Raw genomic sequence first — 25,747 nt, 5'->3', positions numbered from 1 at the left:
AACCGGCCCGGCTCCACAGGGCGGGTTCGGCCAGCCCTCCGCCGCCGCTCCCGGCCGACCGACCGCGCCCCCCGCGCAGGGACCGGTCCGGCCGGCCGCCCCGGGCAACGACCCCACGCGCGTCCCCGCGCCCGGCGCCGCACCTACCCGCCCGGCGACCGCCAGCGGCCCGTTCGGCGCACCGGCCGGGCACGGCAGCACTGCGGGCGCCCCTGCCCGACTGACGGGTGCCGGCGACTCCGGCCGGCCCGTGGCGTCCGGCGCATCGGCTCCCCCCGGCTCTTCGACCCCAGCCGGCGCCTCGCCTCCCCCCGGTTCCTCGACCCCGGCCGGCGCCTCGCCTCCCCCCGGTTCCTCGACCCCGGCCGGCGGCGATGCGCCTACCGCGTTCATCCCGAAGATCGGCGCGGGGTCCGCACGCCCGACCAGCGCACCGGGCGCCCCGGTCTCTCCGGCCGGGCCGGGCCGCTCCGCCGACCCGAACGCCACCGCGCTCATCCCCGCCGTACCGTCCGGGCCGGCACCCCGGCCTCCTGCCATGGACTCCACGGCGCTGATGGGCGCCGTTCCCCGGACGGCCACGCCGGACGAGCCGGCCGGCGCGGACGACAGCGCCGCCGAACCTCCCCGGCCGCGTCGGGGCGAGCGGGTGGTCCAGCTCCGGCCGCACCAGACGGGCGAGGGCTACAAGAGCGTCTACTCGGAGCTGACCCGCCCGTCGTTCGGCTCCCGGCTACGCGCCGGTGTCCGGGTCACCGGCGAGGTGCTGATCACCTTCGGCCTGGTGGTGCTGCTCTTCGCCGGCTACGAGGTCTGGGGCAAGTCGGCAATCGTCGACGCCCACCAGAACGACCTCAACAGCCAACTCGCCCAGGAGTGGGGCGGCCAGACCGACCCCACGGTCGCCCCGTCGGCCACCCCGAGCGTCAAGCCGTCCCCGCCGGTGCACGGCAAGCCGATCGCGGGCCTCTACATCCCCAAGCTCGACAAGAACTGGGTAGTGGTCGAGGGCGTCACCCAGGACGACATCCGGTACGCCCCGGGTCACTACCCGACAAGCGTGCTGCCCGGCCAGGTCGGCAACTTCTCCGTCGCCGGCCACCGCAACCGGGCCACGTTCTGGCGGCTGGACGAGCTGAACGTGGGCGACGCGATCGTCGTCGAGGGCAAGACCGAGTGGTTCGTCTACCGCGTGTCGCAGACTCGGATCGTCAAGCCGACCCAGGTCGAGGTGGTTGCCCCGGTGCCCGGCGAGCCGGACAAGAAGCCCACCAAGCGGATGTTGACGCTCACCACCTGCAACCCGAAATGGGACAACTACCAGCGCCTGATCGTCCACGCCGAGCTGGACCATGCCGAGGCCAAGTCGGCAGGCCGCCCGATCGAGCTGGGAGGCTGACCCGGTGTACTCGTTCATCTGGCGCAAGCTCCCGTTCGGGCTGGCCGGCAAGCTGGCCGGTTCGGTGCTGCTCGCGGCCGCCACGGTGGCCCTGCTCTGGTACGTGGCCTTCCCGTGGGCCGAGCCGCTGCTGCCCTTCGACGACGTGCAGGTCACCCAGGACTCCGGCGTTCCCGGCGAGCCGAGCGGCGGGGACGCGGTGACCGGGGAGACTCCGGCCGGCGACGAGCACGACCTGCCGTACGACACCGACCAGAACAACACCCCACCGCCCTCCCCGAGCAGGTGACCGTGCGCGTCCTGGTGATCGACAACTACGACTCGTTCGTCTTCAACCTCGTGCAGTACCTGGGCCAGCTCGGTGTGGACTGCGACGTACGCCGCAACGACGAGATCGACGTCGCCGAGGTCGGCCGGGTGGGCGCGGCGGGCATCCTGCTCTCACCCGGGCCGGGCAGCCCGGACCGGGCCGGCATCTGCCTGGACGTCATCCGGGAGTACGCGGGCGAATTGCCGATCTTCGGCGTCTGCCTCGGTCACCAGGCCATCGGCGAGGCGTTCGGGGCGACCGTCACCCGGGCCGCCGAGTTGCTGCACGGCAAGACCTCCGAGGTACGCCACCACTCGATCGGCGTGCTCGCCGGCCTGCCCGACCCCTTCACCGCCACCCGCTACCACTCGCTCGCCGTGCTCCCCGAGACGCTGCCCGACGAGCTGGAGGTCACCGGCTGGACCGGCTCCGGCGTGGTGATGGCGATGCGACACCGGACGCTGCCCATCGAGGGCGTGCAGTTCCACCCGGAGTCGGTGCTCACCGAGGGCGGCCACCTGATGCTCGCCAACTGGCTGGCCGGTTGCGGTCACCCGGAGGCGCTGGAGCGTGCCCCGGCGCTTGCCGCCGAGGTCGACGCCCGCCGCCGGGCCGCCTTCGCCACCGCGTAGACCCGCGCCGACCGGTCAGCTGCTCAGCGCGTCCTGCACGGCAGGGTTCACCGACGACCGTACCGCGGGCGGGCGACCCCGCAACGCGTCCCAGGCGGCCTTGCCGCTGGCGAAGTAGTCGCGGGCGGCCTTCCGTGCGAGCAGGCCGGGCCCGCAACCATCGCAGCGGGCGGCCACCCCGTCGACATCGAGGCCGAGGTGCCGACAGAGCGTCACCGCCCGGGACAGGTGGTAGGACTGCGTGACGACCAGGGCCCGCTCGACGCCGTACACCTCACTCGCGCGGGCGCAACTGTCGTAGGTGTCCAGGCCGAACGGGTCCGCCACCACCCGACGCGGATCCACGCCGAGCTTCTCGGTCAGGTACGCGGTCATCACCGTCGGCTCGTCACCGGACGTACCGCCCCCGTCGCCGGAGACCAGCACCACCCGCGCCCGCCCGGTACGCACCAGCTCGGCGGCGGTCTCCAGCCGGCCGACGAGCCGTTCGCCCGGTTGCCGCCCGTCCGCCGCCACCGCGGTACCCAGGACGATCACGACGTCGGCGACGGGAGCGTCCGCCTCGCCGTACGTGTGCCCGCGCGCGCCGATCGTCGTCCACAGCCACGGGACGCTGCACAGCACCAGCACGACCACGCCCAGGACAACCCCGCGCAGCAGAAGCCGGCGCCGGGCCGGCCTCGGGCGTTCACCGGCGGCGGAGCCCTTCCGGAGGCCCCGCATCCAGACGCGGACGACTACTCCTCGGGAAGTCGGACCGGCGGCGGGAAGATCGGCTGACCGGAGCCACCACCGGTACCCGGCGTCGTCGGAGTGCCACTCGGCGTCGGCGTCGGCGTCACCGACGGGCTGGGCGTCTCCTCGACCTCCTCCGCCTGGCTCACCTTGATGGTCACCTTGGTGCCGCTCGGCTTCTTCTCCCTGCCGTTCGGGCTCTGGTCGGTGACCTTGCCGGCCTGGGCCGCCGGCACCTCGGGGCCCTTCTGGACGCTCACCACGAAGCCGGCGTTGCGCAGGGTGCGCGTCGCCTCGTCCTCGCTCAGCCCGACGACGTCCGGCACGTCACGGACGTTGCCCTTCGACACCTCGAGGGTCACCTCCGTGCCCTCGGGCACCTTCTGGCCCGACGGCGGGTTGACGTTGACGACGATGCCCTCGCTCTCCGGGCTGTCAACCGGCTTGATCTTGGCGCCGAGCTTGACCTCCTTGAGGCGAGCGACGGCGCTGTCCTCCTTGCTGCCCTCGAGGCCGGGCGGGACAGCCACCTCGGGCTTGCCGCCGCAGAGCTGGATGGTGACCGTGCTGGCCCGCTTCAGGCGAGCGTTCGGCTGCGGGTTCTGGCCGACCACCGTGCCCTCGGCGCAGGTGCTGTTCAGGACCGGGTCGCCGACCACCGGATTGAGCTCGGCTCTGCTGATGTCGGCGAACGCGGCGTCCCGAGTCTTTCCGGCGAGGGTGGGGACCGACTTCAGGTCCTTGTCCTTCTGCTGACTCCACATCAGGGCGGCGACCAGGGCGATCACCGCCAGCACGCCGACCGCGCTGAACAGGGCGATCAGCCAGGAGGACGCCTTGCGCTGGCGCGGGTCGCCGACCCGGGCCGGGATCTGCCGGGTCTGCGGCCCGGTGGCGGCGGGCGGGTAGCCGCCACCGCCGCCGGCGGGGGCCATCGCCACCGTCTCCGCCTCGCGCAGCACCGGAGTGGCAAGCACCGGCCGGCCGGCGGCGGCGCGCAGCAGGTCGGCCCGCATCTCGCCGGCGCTCTGGTAGCGGTTGAGCGGGTTCTTCGACAGCGCCTTGAGCACGATCGCGTCGACCGCCGGGGTGACGTCCGGGTTGATGTCGCTCGGCGTCGGCGGAGTCTCCCGCACGTGCTGGTACGCGACGCTGACCGGGCTGTCCCCGACGAACGGCGGGTGCCCGCAGACCAGCTCGAAGAGCACGCAGCCGGCCGCGTACACGTCGGAGCGGGCGTCCACGGCCTCGCCGCGCGCCTGCTCCGGCGACAGGTACTGGGCTGTGCCGATCACCGCGCTGGTCTGCGTCATTGTGGTCGCGCCGCTGGCCAGCGCGCGGGCGATACCGAAGTCCATCACCTTGACCTGGCCGGTCTGGGTGAGCATGACGTTGCCCGGCTTGATGTCCCGGTGGATGATGCCGTGCCGGTGGCTGAACTCCAACGCCGCGCACATGTCGGCGCAGATCTCCAGCGCACGGCGGGGCTGCAGACGGCCCTCGGCTCCGAGGACCTCCTTCAACGTCCGACCGTTGACGAACTCCATGACGATGAACGGCAGCGTCTCGCCGGTCGGCGCGGTCTCCTCGCCGGTGTCGTAGACCGCAACGATCGCCGGGTGGTTGAGCGACGCGGCGTTCTGCGCCTCCCGGCGGAACCGCATCTGGAAGGTCGCGTCCCGGGCGAGGTCGGTGCGGAGCATCTTGATCGCGACGTCCCGACCGAGCCGGAGGTCGCGACCGCGGTGCACCTCGGCCATGCCGCCATAGCCGAGCAGCTCGCCGACCTGGTACCTGCCACCGAGCAGGCGGGCCTGCGCTGTCATCGCGTCTGTCGTCCTTCGCTCGTCGTCGTCCCGCCGTCACCCGGTCGGAGTCGTACCTCACGACGGTACGACGTCCGGGTCGCATCGTCGCGTCCGTCGAACCGCAGCGCGCCGGACGTCACGGTCTGTGTGGCCGGCGTTCCGGCCGCGCCGTTCTGGCCCTTCCGCAGGTTGTAGGAAATCACGCCGGAGCAGAGCAGGACCAGCAAGGCCAGCAGGACGGCGAGGAGCACCATCCCGGGGCGGGACCGGCGGGGCTCGGATGCCGGCAGCGCCGGGCCGGCCTGCCGGGCGTACGCCGGCGGGTGTTCCTGCCGGGTCTGTGCCGGCGGCACCGACGCGGCGCCGCGCGGGTAGTTGGCCGGGCCGGCCGGCGGCCGTGTGTGCGGTACGGCAGGCGCGACAGCGGTGGGGCGGGGCTGCTGGGCGGGCGCGACAGCCGTCGGGCGCTGCCCGACGGGGGGCTGCCGGTGTGGGGCGCCCGGCGGGCGGAGCTGCTGCGCCTGCGGCACCTGGGCCCGGCCGGGAGCGGCGGGTGAGGACGGCACACCGGAGACCGGGCCGGAGTTGCCGGCGGCCCGGGCCTGCTGCGACAGCGCGGCCTTGAGCTGGCGGGCCACCCCGGCGAGGGCGGCGGCGCTCGGCCAGCGGGCGGCCGGATCCTTGGCCAGCGCTCGTTCCACCACCGCCCGGACCTGCGGCGGGATGTCGGACGGCAGCGGCCGGGGCGTTTCCCGGACGTGCCGCATGGCGATGTCGAGCGGATTGTCGCCCTCGAACGGCCGCCGCCCGGCGAGGCACTGGTAGGCGACCACACCCAGGGCGTACACGTCGGACGCCGGGGTGGCCACCTGACCGGTGGCCTGCTCCGGGGAGATGTACGAGGCGGTGCCGAGCACCGAACCGGCGGCGGTGAGCTGGCCGACGATGTCGGAGCGGGCGATGCCGAAGTCGGTGAGCACCAGCGTGCCGTTCGGCCGGACCAGCAGGTTGCCCGGCTTCACGTCGCGGTGCACGATGCCCTTCTCGTGCGCGGCGTGCAGCGCGTCGGCGGCCTGCGCGACAAGCGCCATCGTCCGGGCCGGGGTCAGTCGACCGACCCGGCTCAGCGTGGACGAGAGTGCGTCACCCTCGACGTACTCCATGACCAGGAAGGCGATCTGCTGGTCATTGCCGAAGTCGTAGACGTCCACCACGCCGGGGTGGTTGATGGTCGCCATGGTCCGGGCCTCACCGCGGAACCGCTCGGCGAAGTCGGGGTCGTCGAGCAGCGCGGGGAGCAGGCTCTTGACCGCGACCGTCCGGCCGAGCACCTGGTCGGTGCCGCGCCAGACGTCGCCCATGCCGCCGCTGGCGATCCGCTCGTCGAGACGGTAGCGGTTGCCGAGCTGGACGCCGGGGCTGAGCATGTCAGCGGCCCCCGGGGTCGGCGATGGCGGCCCGCATGATCTGGCCGCCGATCCGGGCCGCCTCGGCGCTGCCGCCGCTGCCGGCCTGCTCCAGCACCACGCACACGGCGGAGACGGGGTTGCCGTTCTTGTCCAAGGCGAAGCCGATGAACCAGCCGTGGTCGGGCCGGTCCGGGGCGGACTGCGCGGTTCCCGTCTTGCCACCGACCGTGTAGCCGCTGATCGCCGCCTTCTGGCCGGTGCCCTTCTGGACCACGCTGACCATCATGTCGCGCAGGTCGCTGGCTGTCTGACCGCTGACCGGCTGGCGCAGCTCCCGCGGCTTCGCCGTGTAGTAGCTGGTGGTCCGGTCCGGGGCGAGGAGTTGCCGGACCAGGTACGGCCGCATCTGGCTGCCACCGTTGGCGATCGACCCGGCGATCATCGCGCCCTGCAACGGGGTCATCCGGACGTTGTTCTGGCCGATCGAGGACTGGGCCAGCGCGGCCGGGTCGGGGCTGCCGTCCGGGTTCAGCATGTCGCCGGTCCGGCTGGCCGCCGTCCGCAGGCCGCCCTCGCCGAGCTGGCCGACCGTGAGGTCCTCCTGCTCAAAGCCGAACTGGCGGGCCTTCTCCTTGACCTTGTCGGCGCCGAGACGCACGCCGAGCTGCGCGAAGCCGGTGTTGCACGACTCGGTGACCGCCTCCAGCAGGGTGACCTGCGGCTCGGGGCAGATCGACGGGACGGCGTTGCGGATCGGGGTGCCCGAGGTGGGCGGGGTGTAGCTGGAGCCGGCCGGGATCGGGGTCGTCTTGGTGACGCCGTTCTCCAGCGCCGCCGCGGCGACCACGATCTTGAAGGTGGAGCCCGGGGGCAGCGTCTCGGCGAGGGCCCGGTTCTTCAGCGGACCGTCCGGGTTCTGCTCCAGCTTGTTGATCTCCGCTGCGGCCTCGGTCGTGTTGTGGCTGACCAGCGGGTTCGGGTCGAAGCTGGGCATCGACACCAGGGCCTGCACCGCACCGGTCCGCGGGTCGATGGCGATCGCCGCGCCGCGCTTCGCGTCCACCTGGTTGTTGCGCATCTGGTCGTACGCCACGTCCTGCGCCCGCTTCGAGAGCGTCAGCAGCACGTTGCCGCCGCCCGTCTCGTCGCCGGTGAACATGTCCTTGAACCGGTCGCCGATCAACTGGTCGCTGGTGCCGGCCAGGAAGTCGTTCTCCACCTGCTCGATGCCGGTGTCGGCCAGGTTGACCGGCTTGTAGCCGAGCACGTGCGCGTACTTGGCGCCACCCGGGTAGCTGCGCTGGAACTTCAGCTTGCCGGTGGTCTCCTTGCTGGTGGCCACCGCGGTGCCGCCGGCCTCGATGTTGCCGCGCTTGCGCTTGTAGTCGGCAACCTGGACCCGGCCGTTGTAGTCACTGGTGCGGTATTCGTCCGCCTTGTAGGCCTGGATCCAGTTGAGGTTCGCGAAGAGCAGACCGAACAGGACCATGACGACGATGCCGACACGGCGAAGGGGTGCGTTCACGGCTTGATCACCTCCGTGGGAGCACCATGCAACTGCTCGGGCGGGCCGCCCGCGGGCCGGCTCGCCTTGCCGGAACCGCCCGTCACCGGTCGCCGGGCACCGTCGGAGACGCGCAGCAGGACGGCGATGAGCAGCCAGTTCGCCATCAGCGACGAACCACCGGCGGACAGGAACGGTGTGGTCTGGCCGGTCAGCGGGATGAGCTTGCTGATGCCGCCGACGATCACGAAGACCTGCAGGCCCAGGGTGAAGGCGAGACCACCGGCGAGCAGCTTGCCGAACGAGTCACGGACCGCGAGCGCGGCGCGCAGACCCCGCTCCACGATCAGCAGGTAGACCACGAGCAGCGCGGAGAGACCGAACAGGCCGATCTCCTCACCGATGCCGGCGAAGATGAAGTCGTTCTGCACCTCCGGCAGGATGTCCGGCTGACCGCCGCCCGGCCCGGCGCCGAAGAGCCCACCCGTGCCGAGGGCCAGCAGACCCTGGACGAGCTGGTAGCCCTTGTCGGTCGGGTCGGCGAACGGATCCAGCCAGATCTCCGCACGCAGGTAGAAGTTGGCGAACGGCCCGCCGACAGTCGAGCCGAGGACGTACGCGAGGTAAGCGCCGCCGAAGAAGAGGAGCAGACCGATGAGCAGCCAACTGACCCGTTCGGTGGCGATGTAGAGCGTCACCACGAACATGCCGAAGTAGAGCAGCGAGGTGCCCAGGTCCTTCTCGAAGACCAACACCAGGAGGCTGATCAGCCAGACCACGACCACCGGGCCGAGGTCGCGCCCACGCGGGAAGTCGATACCGAGGAACCGCCGGCTGGCAAGCGAGAGCACCTCACGCTTGCGCACCAGGTAGTAGGCGAAGAAGACAAGCAGCGCCAGCTTGGCGAACTCACCCGGCTGGAGCGAGAAGCCGCCGACCCGGATCCACAGCTTGGCGCCGTTGATCTCGGAGATGCTGCGCGGCAGCACCGCCGGGAGCATCACCAGCACGATGCCGGCAAGCCCCAGGGTGTACGCGTACCGGGAGACCGAACGGTGGTCGCGCATGATGGCGAGCAGGCCCGCGGCGAGGATCACCGAGGCGAGCGTCCACGCGAGCTGCCGGCCGCCGATGCCGGCGAAGGTGGCCAGGTCCTCCCGGTCGACCGGGGCGGCCTCGCCCAGGTCGATCCGGCGCAGGAAGCCCACCCCGAGGCCGTTGAGCAGGGCCACCGCCGGCAGCAGAGCCGGGTCGGCGAACGGGGCGAGGAACCGGATGACCAGGTGCAGGCCGAGGAAGACCGCGCCCAGGGCGGCGGCGGGCATCCAGAAATCCGGGGTGACCGTGTCCAGAAGGTTCGCCTCGACGGTCGCCATGTACGCGGCCACCAGCACCATGGCCAGCAGCAGCAGGGACAGCTCGGCGTTGCGTCGGGACCGGGCCAGGCGTACGCCGGACTCCCCGCCCGTGGTGGCGGGCGAGGGTGCCGGTGTGGCCGCTACGGTCACGGGTGGAGTCCTTGGGATCTCAGTCGACGCTCACTCGGGAGACCGGCAGCCGGCCGGGTCGAGCGCCGGCGGTGCCGAGTCGGAGGGCGTGGCGTCGGGTGTAATGGTCGGGTCGGTCCCACCGGTGGTGGCCGCGTTGCTCGGGCTCGCGCTGACGACCCCGTTCACCGACGCGCCGGGGCTGGGGCTGAGGTTGGGCGTCGGGGACGCCCCGGGCGGGGTCGCCGGCGGGGTGGGCGTCGGCGTGCCGACCAGCGCGCCCGAGTCGGGCTGGCAGACCGGCTTCAGGTTCGGGTTGCTCGGGGTGTCGCTGGTCAGCTCGGCGAGCTGCCGCTCGGCGTCCGGCTCGTTCTTGGCCCGGATGCCCACCTTGACGGTGTCCTGAGCGGCGACGGTGAGGTCGTCCAGCCGGGTGCCGCTGGTGCGGTGCACCGTCGAGAGGTCCATTCCGGCGATCTGCCCCTGGATGCCACGGAAGACGGCGACCTGCCCCTCCTCGGTGGCGCCCACGTAGTACTGGCGCTGGGTGTACGTCCAGCCGGCGAAGAGCCCGCCGCCGATGATCACCAGGAGAGCCAGCGCCATGGCGGTGGTGCGTACCGGATGGTGCTTGCGGCGCTCCGGCTCGTCGTCGGCGGCCGCCGGCTCCTCCGGCACGGCGGGGCGCGGCGCGGAGAGCGCCGAGGCCCGGGCGGCCGGGGTCGAGTCGTCGGCGGACGTGGCCATGCCCCGGTCCCGGGCGGCGGCGCCGCCGACGATCGGGGTCGCCTCGACGATGTCGTGGTCGGTGGCATCGGCGATGATCACGGTGATGTTGTCCGGACCGCCGCCGCGCAGCGCGAGCTGCACCAGCCGCTCGACGCACTGCTGCGGATCGGTGTATTCCTTCAGGGTCTCGCCGATGGTCTCGGCGCTCACCACGCCGGAGAGGCCGTCGCTGCAGATCAGGTACCGGTCGCCGGGCAGCACCTGGCGCACCGAGTACTCCGGGTCGATGTCCCGGCCGTCGAGGGCTCGGGTCAGCAGCGACCGCTGCGGGTGGCTGCTGGCCTCCTCGGCGCTGATCCGACCCTCGTCGACGAGCATCTGGACGTACGTGTCGTCCTTGGTGATCTGGGAGAACTCACCGTTGCGCTGCAGATAGGCCCGCGAGTCGCCGATGTGGACCATCCCCAGCTTGCTGCCGGAGAAGAGGGTCGCCGTCAGCGTGGTGCCCATCCCCTCCAACTGCGGGTTGGCGTCCACCGTGTCGCGGAGCTGTTGGTTGGCGGTGCCCACGGCCGAACGCAACGCGTCGACGAGAGCGTCCCCTGGGACGTCCTCGTCGAGCGGCGCCATGGCACCGATGACGATGTTGCTGGCGACGTCACCGGCGGCCATGCCGCCCATGCCGTCGGCAACGGCGAGTAGCCGCGGCCCGGCGTAGACGGAGTCTTGATTGCCGTCACGGATCAGACCGCGGTCGCTGTGGGCCGCATAGCGCAGGGTCAGAGTCATGGCCGTAATTCGAGGGAAGTGCGGCCGATCCGGATCGGCACGCCGAGGGGTACGGGGGTTGGTCCGGTGACCTTAGCGCGATCTAGGTACGTGCCGTTAGTCGAGCCGAGGTCCTCGACGAACCACTGACCCTCGCGCGGCACGAGTCTCGCGTGCCGCGCGGAGGCGTAGTCGTCGGTGATGACCAGGGTGGAGTCCTCGGCACGACCGATGGTGATCTGCGCTTCACCGAGGGTGATGCGGGTGCCGGCCAGTTGACCTGCGGTGACCACCAACTGGTGGGCCGCCCTGCCCCGCTTCACCTTCGCCGGTTTGGCCGCCTGCCCCGTCGAGGCGCCAACCGCGCGTGGTGCCGCCACCAGGCGACCGGACCGGGCTCCCGCGAAGAGATCCCGACGGATCACGCCGACCACCGTGAACACGAAGATCCACAGCAGGATCAGGAACCCGAACCGGGCAACGGTGATGACCAGTGCCGGCAAGGCGGCTCAGCCGTCCACGCGGAAGGTCAGCGTCGTGGTGCCGAGCTGGACCATGTCACCCGGGTTGAGGGCGACGGCGGAGACCCGCTGCCCGTTGACCATGGTGCCGTTGGTGGAGCCCAGATCGGTCAGCACAACCTGGCCGCCGTCGAAATCCAGCCGGGCGTGTCGCCGGGAGATGCCGACGTCGGGCAGGCGCAGGTTCGCCTGGTCGCCGCGACCGATCACCGTCGACCCCATCTGGAGCGGGTAGGTGCGTCCGTCACCGGAGACCAGCCGCACGTTGCGGCCGCCACCGTGCCCCGGCGGCGGGCCGTAGCCGCCACCCTGGTCGTACGCGGGGTACGCGGGCGGGCCGGCGTCGTAGCCGGGCGCCGACACGGGGGCGACCTCGCCGCCGGTGTAGACCTCGGCGGTGACCCGGAACATTCCCGTGTCCAGGCCCTCGCCCCGCTCGATCTCGACGATCACGTCGCCGTAGACCGTCCAGGCCTGCTCGCCGATGAACTCCGCCTGCGACTGGGCCAGCTCCTGGGCCAGCGCGGCGGCGTACGGCGCCAGACGACTGTGGTCGAACGGCGAGAGATCGATCACGTAGCGGTTGGGCACCAACGTGCGCCCACCGGCCAGGATCGCCTTGTGCGCCTCGGCCTCCCGCTGCATGGCGTTGAGGATCTCCACGGGGTGGACCACCCCTTTGAAGACCTTGGCGAAGGCCCCTTCGACCAGGCCTTCCAGACGCTTCTCGAAGCGTTGCAGCACGCTCACCGGCTCCTCCTCGGGTCCCGAGGACATGATGGTATCCGGCCGGCGCGCGCGCAGCTCACACGCCGCTCGGCCGGCTGCTCCCGGCCCGTTCGGAAGGACCGGGACCGCCGTGCTAATCTTTCGTCCGCCACGAACGGTAACCGCTCGTGGCGAGCGACTGGGACAGCGTAGTATTCCCGGGGCCTGTTGGAGACAGCGGGTCCGGGGCGGCTAGAGTGTCCCGGGTCGTGCCACGGGGATGTGGCGGAATGGCAGACGCGCACGGTTCAGGTCCGTGTGCCCGAAAGGGCGTGGGGGTTCAACTCCCCCCATCCCCACCAAAAGACGAGGGCTCCGCTGAATGCGGGGCCCTTCCGTCATATCGGGGCGTGCCGGGCGTCACGCTATGCTCCGATGGTTTCTGCCTCCGATGGACCAGGAGTGGCGTGTGAGTGTCGCGTTGGTGACCGGGTCGGGCGGTCTGATCGGCTCCGAGGCGGTCCGGCACTTCGCCGGCCTCGGTCTGGACGTCGTCGGCATCGACAACGACATGCGTCGGTACTTCTTCGGCGAGGACGGCTCCACCTCGTGGAGCCTGGAACGGCTCGGCCGTGACCTGGGCAGCTCCTACACCCACTACCCGGTCGACATCCGGGACCGGGACGGTCTGGAGCAGGTGTTCAAGAAGTACGGCTCGGACATCGCCGTGGTGATCCACAGCGCCGCGCAGCCGAGCCACGACTGGGCGGCCAAGGAGCCGTACACGGACTTCGACGTGAACGCCGGCGGCACGCTCAACATCCTGGAGAACACCCGCCGGCACGCGATCGACGCGCCGTTCATCCACTGTTCGACAAACAAGGTCTACGGCGACCGGCCCAACAGCCTGCCGCTGGTCGAGCTGGAGACGCGGTACGAGCTGCCCGAGGACCACCGCTGGTACCAGGGCATCACCGAGGAGATGTCGATCGACCACTCGCTGCACTCGGTCTTCGGCGCCTCCAAGGTCGCCGCGGACGTGATGGTGCAGGAGTACGGCCGCTACTTCGACATGAAGACCGCCTGTTTCCGGGGCGGCACCCTGACCGGCCCCGCCCACTCGGCAGCCGAGCTGCACGGGTTCCTGGCCTACCTGATGCGCTGCGTCATGGAGGGCCGGACGTACAACCTGTTCGGCTACAAGGGCAAGATGGTCCGCGACGCGATCCACTCGCACGACGTGCTTACCGCGTTCGAGGCGTTCTTCCGGGCCCCCCGCTCCGCCGAGGTCTACAACCTCGGCGGCGGCCGGTACTCCAACACCTCGCACATCGAGGCGTTCGCGGTCGCCCAGGAGATCACCGGCCGCGAGGCGCAGATCAACTACGTCGAGCAGAACCGCACCGGCGACCACCAGTGGTACGTGAGCAGCATGGCCCGGTTCGAGGAGCAGTACCCGGAGTGGAAGATCACGTACGACGTGCCGATGATCCTGCGGGAGATCTACGAGGCAAACGTGGACAAGTGGGTGCCGCAGTCATGACGTCCAGGACCAAGCGCAACGTGCTGGGCGTCCTCGTCGACGCCACCGACTACGCCACGGCGACCGACGCGGTGGTGACCGCGGCGCACGAGCGGCGGCCACTCGCGCTCACCGCGTTGGCAGTGCACGGCGTGATGACAGGTGTGCTGGACCCGGCGCACAATGCCCGGCTCAACTCCTTCGACGTGGTCACCCCGGACGGGCAGCCGGTGCGCTGGGCGCTCAACCTGCTGCACCACGCCGGGCTCAGCGACCGCGTCTACGGGCCGACGCTGACCCTGCACGTGCTCTCCCGCTTCGCCGACGAGGGGCTGCCGGTCTACCTGTACGGGTCGACCGAGGAGACGCTGGCCAAGCTGATCCCGGCGCTGGAGCGGATGTTCCCCGCGTTGAAGATCGCCGGGGTGGAGCCGTCGAAGTTCCGGGCGGTCCAGCCGGGCGAGGACGCCGAGATCGCCGACCGGATCCGGTCCAGCGGCGCCCGGCTCGTCCTGGTCGGGCTCGGCTGCCCGCGCCAGGAGGTCTTCACGTACGCCATGCGCCCGCTGCTCGACATGCCGATGATGGCCGTCGGCGCGGCCTTCGACTACCACGCCGGGCTGCTGCGTCAGCCCCCGCCGTGGATGCAGCGCGCCGGCCTGGAGTGGTTCTGGCGGCTCGGCCTGGAGCCGAAGCGACTCTGGCGCCGCTACGTGATCCTCAACCCCGCCTACCTGACCCGCCTCGCCGGTCAGAAGACCGGCCTGTGGAAGGCCCGCCCGCCGGCCCCGGCCACCGAGCGACCGGCCACCTTCGCAGTCTGACCCCTTTTCGGTACGACACGAGACCCCACCCGGATCGCGGGTGGGGTCTCGGCCGTGAGACGGGTCAGACGGTCAGGGTCCAGGAGTTGATGTAGCCGGTGTCGGCCGAGTAGGTGTCGCGCACCTGCAGCCGCCAGATGCCGTCGGCGGCCTCACCGGACACGTTGGCCGTGTACGTGGTGTTCACGTTGTCGGCGCTGTCCGAGGTGCTGCTGTTCTTCAGCCGGTACGCGCTGCCGTCCGGGGCGAGCAGGTCGATGACCAGATCACCGCGGTACGTGTGCACGATGTTCACCGCCACCGTGGAGGCCGATGAGGCGTTGCGGCCACAGCCGGAGATGGTGATCGAGCTGGTCACCGCCGCGCCGGCGTCCGGGATCGACACGTCGGTGCCGTTGGTGCCGGTGCAGCCGGTGGGGGGCGGGGTGGTGCCGCCGCTGCCCACGTAGAGCAGCAGGTTCGGCGAGCCCGAGCCGGCGTTGGTCACCACGTTCGGGGTCGCGTTGGCCACCAGCTGGTCGCGCACCTGCGCCGGGGTCCAGCCCGGGTTGGCGCTGGCCACCAGGGCCGCCGCCCCGACCACGTGCGGAGTGGCCATCGAGGTGCCGCTGATGGTGTTGGTCGCCGTGTTGCTCGTGTACCAGGCCGAGGTGATCGACGACCCCGGCGCGAAGATGTCCAGGCAGGTGCCGATGTTGGAGAACGACGAACGGGCGTCCGAGCTGGTCGTCGACCCGACCGTGATGGCCTCCGTCGTCCGCGCCGGCGAGGTGTTGCAGGCGTTCGCGCCGTTGTCGTTGCCGGCGGCGAGGCCGTACGTCACGCCGGACGCGACCGAGTTACGGACGGCGGTGTCCAGCGAGCTGTTCGCGCCGCCGCCGAGGCTCATGTTCGCCACCGCCGGCTTGATCGCGTTCGCGGTGACCCAGTCGACACCGGCGATCACACCGGCGTTGGTGCCACTGCCGGCGCAGTTCAGCACCCGTACGCCGACGAGCTGGACGCCCTTCGCCACCCCGTACGACGATCCGCCGACGGTGCCGGCGACGTGCGTGCCGTGCCCGTTGCAGTCGTCGGCCGACCCGCCGTCCACGGCGTCGTAGCCGGAGGTCGCCCGGCCGCCGAAGTCGTTGTGGGCGAAGCGGATGCCGGTGTCGATGATGTAGGCGTGCACGTTGCTCGCCGTGTTCGGGTAGGTGTAGGAGCTGTCCAGCGGCAGGTTGCGCTGGTCGATGCGGTCCAGGCCCCAGGAGGGCGGGTTGGCCTGCGTACCGGAGATCGACACGGTGTGGTTCTGCTCGACGTACGCGACGGCCGGGTCGGCGGCGATGCGTGCCGCCGCGCTCGCGCTGACGGTGACCTCGAAGCCACGCAGCGCCGTGCCGTAGGTACGGGCGACCCGTCCGCCGTGCCGGCCGGTCAGCCGCTGCGCGGTGTCACCGACCCGGCTGGAGGCCACGGCGGTGTCCTTGAGGACGACGATGTAGCTGTCCGGCACGGCGGTGGCTCCGCCGGCCTCCCGGACCACACCGACGGGCTCGGCGGCCAGGGCCGGGGTGCCGACGGCGAACACGGTCGCGGCGGCCACCCCGACCAGTACGGACCTGCGTGGAAGACCCATCTTCCTACCTCCCTCCGACCGGTGGCGAAGTGCGACCACCGGTACCAGATCGATCGACGCATGCCGATCGAGCCGAGAGTAGGTCGATGAGACCGGGCAGATAAACATGTCGAAACATCCATCACCCGGATGGGATGTCCCCTACGGGCTCGGCTTCCGGGGTCAACGAGGGTCCGGCCCGGATTTGCCGCACGTCGATTCGGGAAAGACTTTCCGACATGGAGAGTCAGCTCACCATCCTGTTGCCGGTCGCCGCCATCTGGTTGGCCGCCGGGGTCCTGGCCGACCGGCTGCCCCGACTGCGCGACGCGCGTGCGCTGCGTCGGCGTACCGGATGGTTGCTGGCGCTCGCGCTGACCGGCGTGGCGCTCGTCGCGGCGGTGTCCATCGGCGGACTGTTCAGCGCCGGCACCGCGCCGGTCGACCGTGCCGCCGCCGGGCTCACCCTCGCCACCGGCCCGGCGCTCGTGGTGGCCGTCTGCTCCGTACGACGGATCCGCCGCCTGTGGGCCGGGGCCGGCGCGTTCGACACGGCGCCCGGGACACCCGCGCCGCACGGGCTGCGCGCCGCCGCGGCACACCCGCTAGTCGGGTTGCCGTTGCAGGTGACCGCCCTGGCGACGATGCCCGCGATGATCGCGGCGGCCGGCGCGGACCTCGGCGCCGAGCCCGGGGTCACCGGGCCGGCGATCACCGTCGGCGCCCTCGCGGTGGCCGCCATCGGCGTCCGACACGCGCTGCGGCACAGTCGGCTCACCGAGCGGGCTCAGCCCGTCACGTCCCGGTCAGCGCGAGCGGCCGGACCCCTGCACGTACAGCAGTTCGAGGATCGCCCGGGTCGCCTCGAACCAGCGGTCCAGCCAGCCGGGCGGCGGGATGCTGCCCTTCGGCGGCAACTCCAGCAGCAGGCCGCGTAGCAGCGGATGGTCGGCCAGCGAGCCGGCGGGCTCCATCGGCCAGCCGGTCGGCGGGAACGACGGCTCGACCAGCGGGTTCGGGTCCAGCGACGGCAGCGAGAGCGGCGCGTCGCCCGCCTCCGGGGCCGCCACCTCCCGGCCGTTCAGCTCCTGGTCGGTCGAGACCACCTCGGTCAGTACGGTGTCCCGACGCGCCCCGCGGTACTTGCCACCGAACCGCTCCGGCTTGCCCGGACCGTTGGTGAGGTTCTCTGAACCGATCGTCGTCATCCGTCTCGCCTACCTCGCTCGGGTGCGGGTCGGTGCGGCGGGTCGTCGACCAGCGCCGTACCGACGGGTTCAACGAGGCGGACCCGCTGTGGCGACGGGAATCCCGGCGGAACCTCACCGGGGCCGTCCGCTCCGGGTCGCCGGCGCTGGCGGACACGGAGGTCCCCGCCCGGTCGAGACCGGACGGGGACCGCACTGCACACTCGGTCAGACCGAGCCCAACACACCATCCCTGGTGCCGGCGACGAAGGCGTGCCAGTCGCCGGGAGCGAAGACCAGGGCCGGGCCGGCCTTGTCCTTCGAGTCCCGCACTCCGACCGCCCCGGTCACGTACGCCACCTCCACGCAGTTGTCGCAGTTCGGCCCGCTCTTCGAGCTCTTGAACCACGTCGCCTGCGTCAGGTCCACGGGGAACCCCTTGGTCGCCATCTCGGCTCCTCTGCCAGTTTTGCGATGTGTGCGATGGACTCCTCTGGACGAATGGCCGCAGCGCGGATGTGATCGAAGATGAAGCTGTACTTCTGCAGTTCGTCGCTCTTCTCGAGGAAGAGCCCACCCGTGGCGTTCTCCGCGTACACGACATCCGGATCACCGGGCTCGGGGAAGCTGAGGATCGTGAAGGTCCCGTCCATGCCGGCGTGCGCACCCACCTCGAAGGGGAGGATCTGGAGCGTCACGTTCGGCAACTCGGCGACCTCGACCAACCTCCTGAGTTGGCCACGCATCACCTCGTCCCCGCCCACCGGCCGACTTACCACCGCCTCATCGAGCACCACCCACAGATCGACCGGATCGTCCTGGGTCAACAACGACTGACGGCCCAGACGGACACGCACCCTCTGGTGTACCTGATCGGCGGTGAAGTCCGGACGGGCGGCTCGGATCATCGCCCCGGCGTACTCCTCGGTCTCCAACAGGCCCGGAACGACCTGCTGTTCGTACGCCCGGATGGAACTCGCCGCCGCCTCCAGCCCGACGTACGCGCCGACCAGCACCGTGCTGTACGGGTGCCACCAGCCCTTCTGCCGCGCCTCCCGGGCGATCTGGACAAGTTCGTCGCTCTCGGCGCCCACGACGCCGTAGATCCGCAACATGTCCCGCACGTCGCGCGGCGTGGCGGTGGTGTGCCCCGTCTCGATCCGGGAGACCTTGGACGCCGAGCACTCCAACTGCTCGGCGACCACCTCGATCGTGATTCCGGCCGACTCCCGCTGCCGGCGCAGCTCGGCACCGAGCCGCCGCCGTCGGATCGTCGGGCTGCGCCGCTCACTCATCGCGCGGCCTCGGTGTTTCTGGTCCTCGCCGCTGGTTGCTCGACCCCACTCTCGGGCTACCTCCGGTCGACGCGCCACTGACTGGCGCTCACCGGGGGCGCGACCGTCGACCGGCGAGCGTTCGCGACGAGGGGTGGTGCCGGTCATCGGCCGGCCGCGACGGCGACACCGGCCCCCAGTGTGCCGCCCACACGCGGATGGCTTCAAGCGCCGCTTTGCGTGGCGAACTCACGTATCGGCAAAAGTCGACGTGCAACTTGCATGAAGCACGTCGCTGATGCACTCTGTCCGTATGGCACGGATCACTCAGCGTCTCCGTTCGATCTCCGGGAGTGGTGACCCCACCGACCCCGGACCGCCGAACGAGACGCGGGCCCTGCCGGCGCCAGACAGACCTGCGCCGGGGTGATGACCCCACCGCTGCAAGCCAGCTGACTGCGGCGGTGGGCGCGGTTCCCGGAAGCAGTCAGGTGATGGTCGGGTGGCGGCGCGCCACCAGCGGGTACGGCCCGACCACCATCACGCACCAACCGGTCCACGAGGCGCGATCCCGTCACCGGGCCGAGACATCCCAGACCAGTCACCCGCCGGCACGACGCCGGCTCTCCCTCCCCAGGAGCCCATGTGCTTCCCCGCTCCGGTGACGTTCTGCACGTGACTCGCGCGGCGAGTGTCCAGTTCCTCAGGCCGATCATGTTCCGGGTCATCCGGGTGCTCGACTGGCCGACCTACGACGGTTGGCTCTGGCTCGACGGCTACGAGCTCAACGCCGCCGGCGATGCCGTCAACCGCCGGTCGATCTTCGTACAGCGGGAAGGGCTGCAACAGGTGCAGGCCGCACCGGAGCCCCGCCCGCACACCGTACGGACCCGACGACCGGTCACCCGTACGCCGGTCAGAGTCGGCTGACCAGCCCGAACCGCCGCGGGTAGGCGTGCCGTCGCCATAGAATCGGTACGCCCACCCCGGCACGTTCCACCGCACGTCCAGGACCCTGAGCCTGGGATGGTCATGGTCAATCAGCCCGCCGTGCGGCGGCACCACCGCTCCCGTATCACCTACGCTCTCGGACTGCTCGCCCTCCTCGGGGCCGTGACCACCATCGTGGTCCTGGTCCGCGACCCGGCGTTGTCGTCCACCCGGCTTGCCGTTCCGGTTCCGGCTCCGGAGATCACCGTGGTCGACTCCGGCCCGCCGACCGACGAATTCGGCTGGCTCGGCGCCGATGTCCCCGACGGACGCGTCGGAGCGTCGGAGCCGACCGCCGGCGCCGACCCGGCCGCTGGTGCCGGCGCTGGCGCTGGCGCTGGCGGTCAGTCCGCCGGAGGACAGGAACTCACCGAGGCCGCGCCGGCCGGGCACGCCGCCACCGACGTCCGCCGCTCACTGTTCTGGTCCGGGATCTTCGGCCTCACCATCTCGCTCGCCGGCCTCGGCCTCGTCGGCACCCGCCGCCGGATGTGGTGACCACCGCTCACCCGGTGGTCGTCACCGTCGGGCTCGGACCGGTCGGGCTGGTCCCGCTCGAGGGCCGAGCCTGGGAGACCACCAGCAGCACCTCCTCGTCGGTCCGCACGGTCGTGCCAGCCTCCGGATCGGTGCTCACCACCGTCCCCGGCGGCAGCTCGGACGGGCGGTACACCACCCGGTAGCTCAGGCCGAGCCGCTCCAGCAGTCCCTCGGCGGTGGTCTGCGTCAGGCCGGTCAGCGGGGGCACCGGTATCTGCACCTCCTCGGTGGTCGCCGCCGGACTGCTCGGCGTCGCGCTGCTGGGGGCAGCCGAGGTCGGGGCGCTGCTGCTGGGCGCGGCGGTGGCACTGGGCGGCGGGGCAGACGGCGTCGCCGGGTCGTCGGAGTCGTCGTCCCGCGCGGTGAGCACCACCCACAGAGCCGCGCCGAGCAGCCCGGCGAGCAGCAGCGCGAGTACGCCCCAGAGGATCGGCATCCACCAGCGCCGGCCACCCTGCTCCTCGACGTACCAGTCCGGGGCCGGTTCGGCCGGTCGGGGCGCCCGCACCTCGGCCCGCCCGGACCACGGTGGCGTCGTCGACCGCTCCACAGGCATCCGCGCCGTCCGGTCACCCGGCTGCCCCGAGGCGGTCCGGTCGATCGGCATCGTCTCGTCCGGCGACCCCCCACGACCACCCGACGCGGCCCGGTCGATCGGCATCGTCTCGTCCGGCGACCCCCCACGACCACCCGACGCCGCCCGGTCGATCGGCATCGTCTCGTCCGGCGACCCGGTGGGTTCCGGCGACTGCGGCCGGTTGCCGCCGGGGGGCGGTAGGGGGCGCGTCCGGTCGTCCTCGGGCTCCCCGGCCGGCGGCTCCTGGCGGTCGTCGCTCATCGCACGTCCTTTCCCGAACCGGGCAGGCGCCATGGCCCTCGACCGTCAACCTAACCGCCCACGTCGACATCGGCCGGTATCGGTGGCGCGAACCGCGCTGATCGACTCGGTTTCGGGGAATCTGTGGTGTCCCGGCACTCCGGACAGCCCGATTTCCAGGAAACCGAGTGGATCACCCCGACGCGCCGACGGGACGACGGAGCAGGTCAGAGGGTGGGCTTCGTGGTCGGCAGGTTCGGCGGGGCCGCGCCGCACCAGATGCTCACCTCGTCGTTCCAGCGGGCCGGGCCGTCCTCGGCCGGTTCCTGCCGGCTGACCTTTCCGCTGCGCCCACTGCGGTAACGCGGGTAGAGCCCCTCCTCGACCAGTTCGTCGGCCGCCTTGGCGCAGTTGTCGCCGACCACGTCCGGCACCTCGGCGGCGGGGGCCGGCCCGGCCACCTGGAGCTGGACCGTGGTGCCCCGGGCCACCTCGGTGCCCACCGGCGGAGAAGCGCTCTCCACCATCGGGCCGCTGCCGCCGCCGAAGACCAGACGCCAGCCCAGACGCTGTCGACGCAGCATCTCGCGTGCCTGCTCGAAATCGACGCCGACCACCGGTGGCACGGTCAGCCCGGTCCCCTTCGTCGTGGAGGCCGTCGTCCGTGGGGCGGAGGGCGTGGTCCGGCCCGGGGCCGGGCGGGACGAGGTGGCCCGGCCGGTCGGCGTACCGGCCGTGGTGGCCACCGCCTGCGGGTTCCCCGGGGATTCGTCGCCGTCGCCGGCCAGCAGCCAGCCACCTGTCGCACCGACCACGGCCAACAGCACCGCGACCAGCCCACCACCGAGCACCACGCTGGCCCGGCTCCCACCGCCGCCGGCCTGGCCGCCGGCGGATTCCTGCCGACCCGTGTTCGCGTCCGTCATACCGCCCACCGCCTCATCACCGGCGACCGTACCGTTCGCCGCCCATCACGTTGTGCCGACGGTCCATACCGGCGGGTCACTGCGACTCGCCGCACCGACGACGGGACGTTACGCTGCCCGGCATGGCCAGACGGGGCTGGGGAGTATCGATCGTGACGGCGATCGGGGTCGCTGCCGGCGCGGGCGCCGCACAGCTCGGCTTCGGCTACGGGCTCGGCGTCATCACCTGGACGCCCACCGAGGCCGGAGCCAACGACACGGCCTGGGCGGACGGCCTCGCCTGGGCCACCTGGCTCGCCGCCAGCTCGACCGTGCTCGGCGCGGTCTGTGCGCAGCGACTGCACAAGCGTTCCGTACCCCCGGCGGTTGACCGGCCGGCCGTCGACGCCGAGCCGACGTCGCCCGCCCCGGCACCCGGGGCCGCGCTGCCGCAGCCGGCGGCGGCGCTCGACGATGGACGGCCGGCCCGGGCCGAGGGCACCGACGCGGCGACCGACCGGCCGGCACCGGTGGCCGACACGCTTCCCGACGAGCGCGGCGGCCTGTTCCACAGGCTGTCACTGGCGCTCGGCGCCGGGCTCGGTGGGCTGGTCACCGTGCTGCTGGTCGCCGTACCGGCACGGGTCGCCGCGGGCGCCGACACCGGCACGCCGCAACGCGTCGCCGCCCTGCACGCGGCGCTGGGCATCCTGATCGGCGTGTTCGTCGCGCTCTGGGCGCTGCGTTCCCGCACCGCCGCGCTGAACGTCACCGCGACTGCCGCCTGGCTCTGGCTGCTCGCGGTGGTCTCGGTCATCGACGGGGTACGCGTCGGGCGCGGACTCACCGGCGCTCAGCTCGGCGCGTGGCAGCTCGACCCGGACCACGCGCGGTACTGGATCGGGGGTCAGCTCTACTGGCCCGGCGCGCTGCTGGCACTCGTACCCGCACTCCTGATCGGTGCGCTCGTCGCTCGGGGCGCCGCGCGGTCGGGCGGGCACCGGATCGGCGCGGCGGCCTCCGGCGCGGCCGGCCCGCTGCTCGTCGCGCTCGCCTACCTGACCACCGTGCCGCGCTGGGCCACGCTGGGGCCCGCGCAGTTCTCCACCCAGATCATCGCCCCGTACGCGGTGATCGCCGGTGTCGGCGGCTCGATACTGGCCGCCGTCCTCGCCGAGCGGGCCGGCCGCAGGCGTGCCGCCCACCGACGGTCAGCCGCCGCAGGCACGCAGCCCGTCCCGACCGCCCCGATCGAGCCCGATCCGACCACCCGGCCGAGCGCTCGGATCGACCCCGCGTCGACCGACGCGACCGTACCGACGTCGGCCGACCGGGCGGACGGCGCCAATACGGACGCCAGGGCGGACAGCGCTGGGACGGACGGCGCTGGGACGACGACGGACACCTCGACCGGTACGACGCCTCGGCGCGGCAGGACCGCTACCGCGTCGGCGGCGACCAGGACGGCGTCCCGATCGGGCGACGCGACCGCCGCACCTCGGGTGCCGGCGCCTCGGCCGGCCCCGGACGACGCGGCTCCGGCCGAACCCGCCACCACCGGGGCGACCGAGGACCCGGCACCCCGCCGTGCCCGCCCACCCCGCAGGAGCACCCGCCCCACCGACTGACAGCCGGTCGGACCCAGGGCCGGTGGGATCAGTCGACGGGCCAGGTGTGGACCGGTTCGTTGCCGCGCTGGAGTTCCGCGTAGCGCTGCACCATGTGGTGCAGCGCGGCGCTGCGGTCCATGCCCCGGTGGCGCTCCGCCGCCCAGACCGCCTCGGTCTGCCAGACTGCGCCGTTGCGGCCGGTACGACAGCGCTGCTCGATGATGCCGAGCAGCCGGTCCCGCTGCGCCGGGTCGACGCCGAACCCGTCCAGGCCGGTCGCGGCGACGGGCAGCAGATGGTCCAACACCAGCTTGGTGACCGGCACGTCACCGAAGCGGGGCCAGTGCAGCACGGCGTCCAGACCACGTCGGGCCGCGGCGTGGAAGTTCTCCTCGGCCGAGCTGAACGTGAGCTGACTCCAGATCGGCCGGTCCGCCTCGGCCAGACCACGGACCAGCCCGAAGTAGAGGGCCGCGTTGGCCAGCATGTCCACCACCGTCGGGCCGGCGGGCAGCACGCGATTCTCCACCCGCAGGTGCGGGCGGTCGTTCATGATGTCGTAGACCGGGCGGTTCCAGCGGTAGACGGTGCCGTTGTGCAGTCGCAGCTCGCCCAGTTGGGGCACTCCGCCGGCGTGCAGCACCTCCACCGGGTCCTCGTCCTCGCAGATCGGCAGCAGCGGCGGGAAGTACCGGACGTTCTCCTCGAACAGGTCGAAGATCGAGGTGATCCACCGCTCACCGAACCAGACCCGGGGGCGTACGCCCTGAGCCTTGAGCTCTTCCGGGCGGGTGTCGGTGGCCTGCTTGAACAGGGCGATCCGGGTCTCGGCCCAGAGTTGGCGGCCGTACAGGAAGGGCGAGTTCGCCCCGACCGCCACCTGCACCCCGGCGATGGCCTGGGACGCGTTCCAGTAGTCGGCGAAGCTGTCCGGCGCGACCTGGAGGTGGAACTGGAGACTGGTGCAGGCGGCCTCGGGGGCGATCGAGTCGGTGTGCGTCCGCAACTGCTCGACGCCACGGATGTCGAGTTCGATGGCCTCGCCCCGGGCGCCGACGATCTGGTCGTTGAGCACCCGGTAGCGCTCGTTGGTGGAGAGATTGTCCTCGACCAGGTGGCCCTCGGTGAGGGTGGGCAGGATGCCGACCAGGACGATCTTCGCGTCGGACTTGGCCGCGCGCTCGTCGGCCCGGTTGAGGCTGCTGCGCAGGTCGTGTTCGTAGTCGGCGAAACCGGCGCCCTCGATCAGCCGGGGCTCGGCGTTCAACTCCAGGTTGAACTGCCCCAGCTCGGTCTGGAAGAGCGGATCGGCGATGTCGGCGAGGATCTCCTCGTTGCGCATCGCCGGCTCGGCCTCCGAGTCGACCAGGTTCAGCTCGATCTCCAGGCCGGTCATCGGCCGGTCGGCGTCGAATCCGAAGTCGTCGAGCATCAGCGCGAAGACGTCCAGGCACCGCCGAACCTTCTGCCGGTAGCGGACGCGGTCCTCCCGGGTGAAGGCGCCCTGTGAGACGTCCCTGCCCATGTGTCCTCCCGACAGCCGGCGCGGTCGGGATCCTGCCGTCCCGGAAAGCGCATTGTGAACCATCAACGGTAAGAGCGCTCGCCTGGACAGGGCCAGAGGCCGACGACGGTGATCCGACGCCGGCGGAGCGGATGCGCTCGTGGCCGCATCTCTACCCCGTACCCGCGGCGTCGGACCTCGTCGGGGTGCGAACAAGTCGTGACAATTCACACGCGTGCGGCACAGACGACGCCGGGCCCGCGCCGACGTGCGGCGCGGGCCCGGCGTACCGGTGATCCGTGGGGATCAGGCCTGGCGGACGGCCTCGCCCTCGATCTCGATCTTGATCTTCTTGCCGACCAGCACGCCACCGGTCTCCAGGGTGACGTTCCAGGTCAGGCCGAACTCCTCGCGGTCGATCTCGGTGCTCGCGGAGAAGCCGAAGATGTCCTGGCCGAACGGGCTGCGACCCACGCCCTCGAACTCGACCTCCAGCTCCACCGGACGGGTGACGTCCTTGATGGTCAGCTCACCGGTGAGCACGAACTCGTTGCCGCGGCGGGACTTGACGCCGGTGCTGCGGAACTCCAGGGTCGGGTACTTCTCGGCGTCCAGGAACTCGGGGCTGCGCAGGTGCGCGTCCCGGTCGCCCTGGGTGGTGTCGATGCTGGCACCCTGGATGGTCGCGACGACCGAGGACTGCAGCGGGTCCTCGGCGACGGTGATGGTGGCGGTCGCCTCCTTGAACTCACCGCGGACCTTGCTCACCATCATGTGCCGGGCGACGAAGCCGACCCGCTTGTGCGCCGCGTCCAGCACATAGGTGCCGGCCGCCGGGATGGTGAGACCGTCCCAGTCGCGGGTAACCGCATCGATGCTGCTGGTCATGCTGGTGTCCTCCAGAAGATTGTTTAGTAGCCCAACGACTGCTTGAGCAAATATAACCGCAACAACATTCCCTCTG

Annotated in this window: 24 protein-coding genes and 1 tRNA gene; 9 read left to right on the top strand and 16 right to left on the bottom strand. The window is 71.7% G+C overall.

Going from position 1 to position 25,747, the window contains the following annotated elements; translation table 11 throughout:
• The first annotated feature begins 538 nt into the window (after positions 1-538).
• The 3 genes from MILUP08_RS37355 to MILUP08_RS01525 are packed head-to-tail and all read left to right on the top strand — an operon-like array spanning position 539 to position 2,341.
• The gene (locus MILUP08_RS37355; RefSeq protein WP_007454141.1) at positions 539-1,399 is read left to right on the top strand and encodes a class E sortase; all 861 of its coding nucleotides are present in this window, start codon (positions 539-541) and stop codon (positions 1,397-1,399) included.
• A 4-nt stretch (positions 1,400-1,403) separates the two neighbouring features.
• Entirely contained in the window at positions 1,404-1,688 is a 285-nt protein-coding gene (locus MILUP08_RS01530) for a hypothetical protein (RefSeq protein WP_007454139.1), read from the top strand.
• A 2-nt stretch (positions 1,689-1,690) separates the two neighbouring features.
• On the top strand, positions 1,691-2,341 hold the full coding sequence (locus tag MILUP08_RS01525) for an aminodeoxychorismate/anthranilate synthase component II (protein ID WP_039907126.1): 651 nt from the start codon (positions 1,691-1,693) through the stop codon (positions 2,339-2,341).
• Positions 2,342-2,356: 15 nt separating this feature from the next.
• Here the strand turns inward: MILUP08_RS01525 and MILUP08_RS01520 are convergent, their stop codons facing one another.
• The 8 genes from MILUP08_RS01520 to MILUP08_RS01485 form a co-directional block, all read right to left on the bottom strand.
• On the bottom strand, positions 2,357-2,977 hold the full coding sequence (locus MILUP08_RS01520) for a SanA/YdcF family protein (RefSeq protein WP_237747017.1): 621 nt from the start codon (positions 2,975-2,977) through the stop codon (positions 2,357-2,359).
• A gap of 101 nt (positions 2,978-3,078) precedes the next feature.
• A complete protein-coding gene (gene pknB / locus MILUP08_RS01515; RefSeq protein ID WP_007454133.1) occupies positions 3,079-4,902 on the bottom strand; it encodes a Stk1 family PASTA domain-containing Ser/Thr kinase in 1,824 nt (607 codons plus the stop codon).
• Positions 4,899-6,311: a serine/threonine-protein kinase gene (locus MILUP08_RS01510; RefSeq protein ID WP_007454131.1), complete on the bottom strand. Its 1,413-nt coding sequence runs from the start codon at positions 6,309-6,311 to the stop codon at positions 4,899-4,901. Before MILUP08_RS01510 ends, pknB begins: the two co-directional genes overlap by 4 nt.
• 1 nt (position 6,312) lies before the next feature.
• On the bottom strand, positions 6,313-7,818 hold the full coding sequence (locus tag MILUP08_RS01505) for a peptidoglycan D,D-transpeptidase FtsI family protein (protein WP_007454130.1): 1,506 nt from the start codon (positions 7,816-7,818) through the stop codon (positions 6,313-6,315).
• Positions 7,815-9,305 carry an FtsW/RodA/SpoVE family cell cycle protein gene (locus tag MILUP08_RS01500; protein ID WP_007454128.1) on the bottom strand — a complete coding sequence of 497 codons (1,491 nt, stop codon included), beginning with the start codon at positions 9,303-9,305 and terminating at the stop codon, positions 7,815-7,817. Before MILUP08_RS01500 ends, MILUP08_RS01505 begins: the two co-directional genes overlap by 4 nt.
• Positions 9,306-9,335: 30 nt before the next feature.
• Positions 9,336-10,802, bottom strand: coding sequence for a protein phosphatase 2C domain-containing protein (locus MILUP08_RS01495; RefSeq protein WP_007454126.1), 1,467 nt, complete (start codon positions 10,800-10,802; stop codon positions 9,336-9,338).
• Positions 10,799-11,284, bottom strand: a complete 486-nt coding sequence (locus MILUP08_RS01490) for an FHA domain-containing protein FhaB/FipA (protein ID WP_007454124.1) — start codon at positions 11,282-11,284, stop codon at positions 10,799-10,801. The genes MILUP08_RS01495 and MILUP08_RS01490 overlap by 4 nt, the downstream gene beginning before the upstream one ends.
• Positions 11,285-11,290: 6 nt before the next feature.
• Complete coding sequence (locus tag MILUP08_RS01485) at positions 11,291-12,079, bottom strand: FhaA domain-containing protein (RefSeq protein WP_007454122.1); 789 nt, start codon at positions 12,077-12,079, stop codon at positions 11,291-11,293.
• 207 nt (positions 12,080-12,286) lie between these two features.
• Between MILUP08_RS01485 and MILUP08_RS01480 the strand changes: the two genes are divergently transcribed.
• The 3 genes from MILUP08_RS01480 to MILUP08_RS01470 all read left to right on the top strand — a co-directional run bounded on the left by MILUP08_RS01480 (position 12,287) and on the right by MILUP08_RS01470 (position 14,356).
• Positions 12,287-12,372, top strand: a tRNA-Leu gene (locus MILUP08_RS01480).
• A gap of 65 nt (positions 12,373-12,437) precedes the next feature.
• Entirely contained in the window at positions 12,438-13,553 is a 1,116-nt protein-coding gene (locus MILUP08_RS01475; RefSeq protein WP_051065641.1) for an NAD-dependent epimerase/dehydratase family protein, read from the top strand.
• The gene (locus MILUP08_RS01470; protein WP_007454119.1) at positions 13,550-14,356 is read left to right on the top strand and encodes a WecB/TagA/CpsF family glycosyltransferase; all 807 of its coding nucleotides are present in this window, start codon (positions 13,550-13,552) and stop codon (positions 14,354-14,356) included. The genes MILUP08_RS01475 and MILUP08_RS01470 overlap by 4 nt, the downstream gene beginning before the upstream one ends.
• 64 nt (positions 14,357-14,420) lie before the next feature.
• Here MILUP08_RS01470 and MILUP08_RS01465 read toward each other — a convergent pair whose 3' ends face one another.
• The 4 genes from MILUP08_RS01465 to MILUP08_RS01445 form a co-directional block, all read right to left on the bottom strand.
• The gene (locus MILUP08_RS01465) at positions 14,421-15,977 is read right to left on the bottom strand and encodes a S8 family peptidase (RefSeq protein ID WP_007454118.1); all 1,557 of its coding nucleotides are present in this window, start codon (positions 15,975-15,977) and stop codon (positions 14,421-14,423) included.
• Positions 15,978-16,762: 785 nt separating this feature from the next.
• A complete protein-coding gene (locus MILUP08_RS01455; protein ID WP_007454114.1) occupies positions 16,763-17,164 on the bottom strand; it encodes a hypothetical protein in 402 nt (133 codons plus the stop codon).
• A gap of 207 nt (positions 17,165-17,371) precedes the next feature.
• Positions 17,372-17,593, bottom strand: a complete 222-nt coding sequence (locus MILUP08_RS01450) for a DUF397 domain-containing protein (protein ID WP_007454112.1) — start codon at positions 17,591-17,593, stop codon at positions 17,372-17,374.
• On the bottom strand, positions 17,563-18,438 hold the full coding sequence (locus MILUP08_RS01445; protein ID WP_007454110.1) for a helix-turn-helix domain-containing protein: 876 nt from the start codon (positions 18,436-18,438) through the stop codon (positions 17,563-17,565). Before MILUP08_RS01445 ends, MILUP08_RS01450 begins: the two co-directional genes overlap by 31 nt.
• 624 nt (positions 18,439-19,062) lie before the next feature.
• On the opposite strand from MILUP08_RS01445, the gene MILUP08_RS01440 reads away from it, so the two are divergent.
• On the top strand, positions 19,063-19,347 hold the full coding sequence (locus MILUP08_RS01440; RefSeq protein ID WP_007454109.1) for a hypothetical protein: 285 nt from the start codon (positions 19,063-19,065) through the stop codon (positions 19,345-19,347).
• A 96-nt stretch (positions 19,348-19,443) separates the two neighbouring features.
• Positions 19,444-19,905, top strand: a complete 462-nt coding sequence (locus tag MILUP08_RS01435; RefSeq protein ID WP_007454107.1) for a hypothetical protein — start codon at positions 19,444-19,446, stop codon at positions 19,903-19,905.
• A gap of 7 nt (positions 19,906-19,912) precedes the next feature.
• On the opposite strand, the gene MILUP08_RS01430 is transcribed toward MILUP08_RS01435, so the two are convergent.
• Positions 19,913-20,785 (bottom strand): PASTA domain-containing protein, encoded by an 873-nt coding sequence (locus tag MILUP08_RS01430; RefSeq protein WP_007454105.1) that lies wholly within the window; start codon positions 20,783-20,785, stop codon positions 19,913-19,915.
• 206 nt (positions 20,786-20,991) lie between these two features.
• Positions 20,992-21,690, bottom strand: coding sequence for a PASTA domain-containing protein (locus MILUP08_RS01425; RefSeq protein WP_007454104.1), 699 nt, complete (start codon positions 21,688-21,690; stop codon positions 20,992-20,994).
• Positions 21,691-21,812: 122 nt separating this feature from the next.
• Between MILUP08_RS01425 and MILUP08_RS01420 the strand changes: the two genes are divergently transcribed.
• Complete coding sequence (locus MILUP08_RS01420; RefSeq protein WP_039905170.1) at positions 21,813-23,297, top strand: hypothetical protein; 1,485 nt, start codon at positions 21,813-21,815, stop codon at positions 23,295-23,297.
• Between the two features lie 28 nt (positions 23,298-23,325).
• Here the strand turns inward: MILUP08_RS01420 and MILUP08_RS01415 are convergent, their stop codons facing one another.
• Together MILUP08_RS01415 and MILUP08_RS01410 are read right to left on the bottom strand one after the other, a co-directional pair.
• Positions 23,326-24,804 (bottom strand): glutamate-cysteine ligase family protein, encoded by a 1,479-nt coding sequence (locus MILUP08_RS01415; protein WP_007454100.1) that lies wholly within the window; start codon positions 24,802-24,804, stop codon positions 23,326-23,328.
• Positions 24,805-25,089: 285 nt separating this feature from the next.
• Positions 25,090-25,671 (bottom strand): YceI family protein, encoded by a 582-nt coding sequence (locus tag MILUP08_RS01410; RefSeq protein ID WP_007454098.1) that lies wholly within the window; start codon positions 25,669-25,671, stop codon positions 25,090-25,092.
• Between the last annotated feature and the right edge of the window lie 76 nt (positions 25,672-25,747).

The organism is Micromonospora lupini str. Lupac 08, from assembly GCF_000297395.2.
Classification (GTDB): Bacteria; Actinomycetota; Actinomycetes; order Mycobacteriales; family Micromonosporaceae; genus Micromonospora; species Micromonospora lupini.
This window is presented reverse-complemented; position numbering and strand designations above follow the sequence as displayed.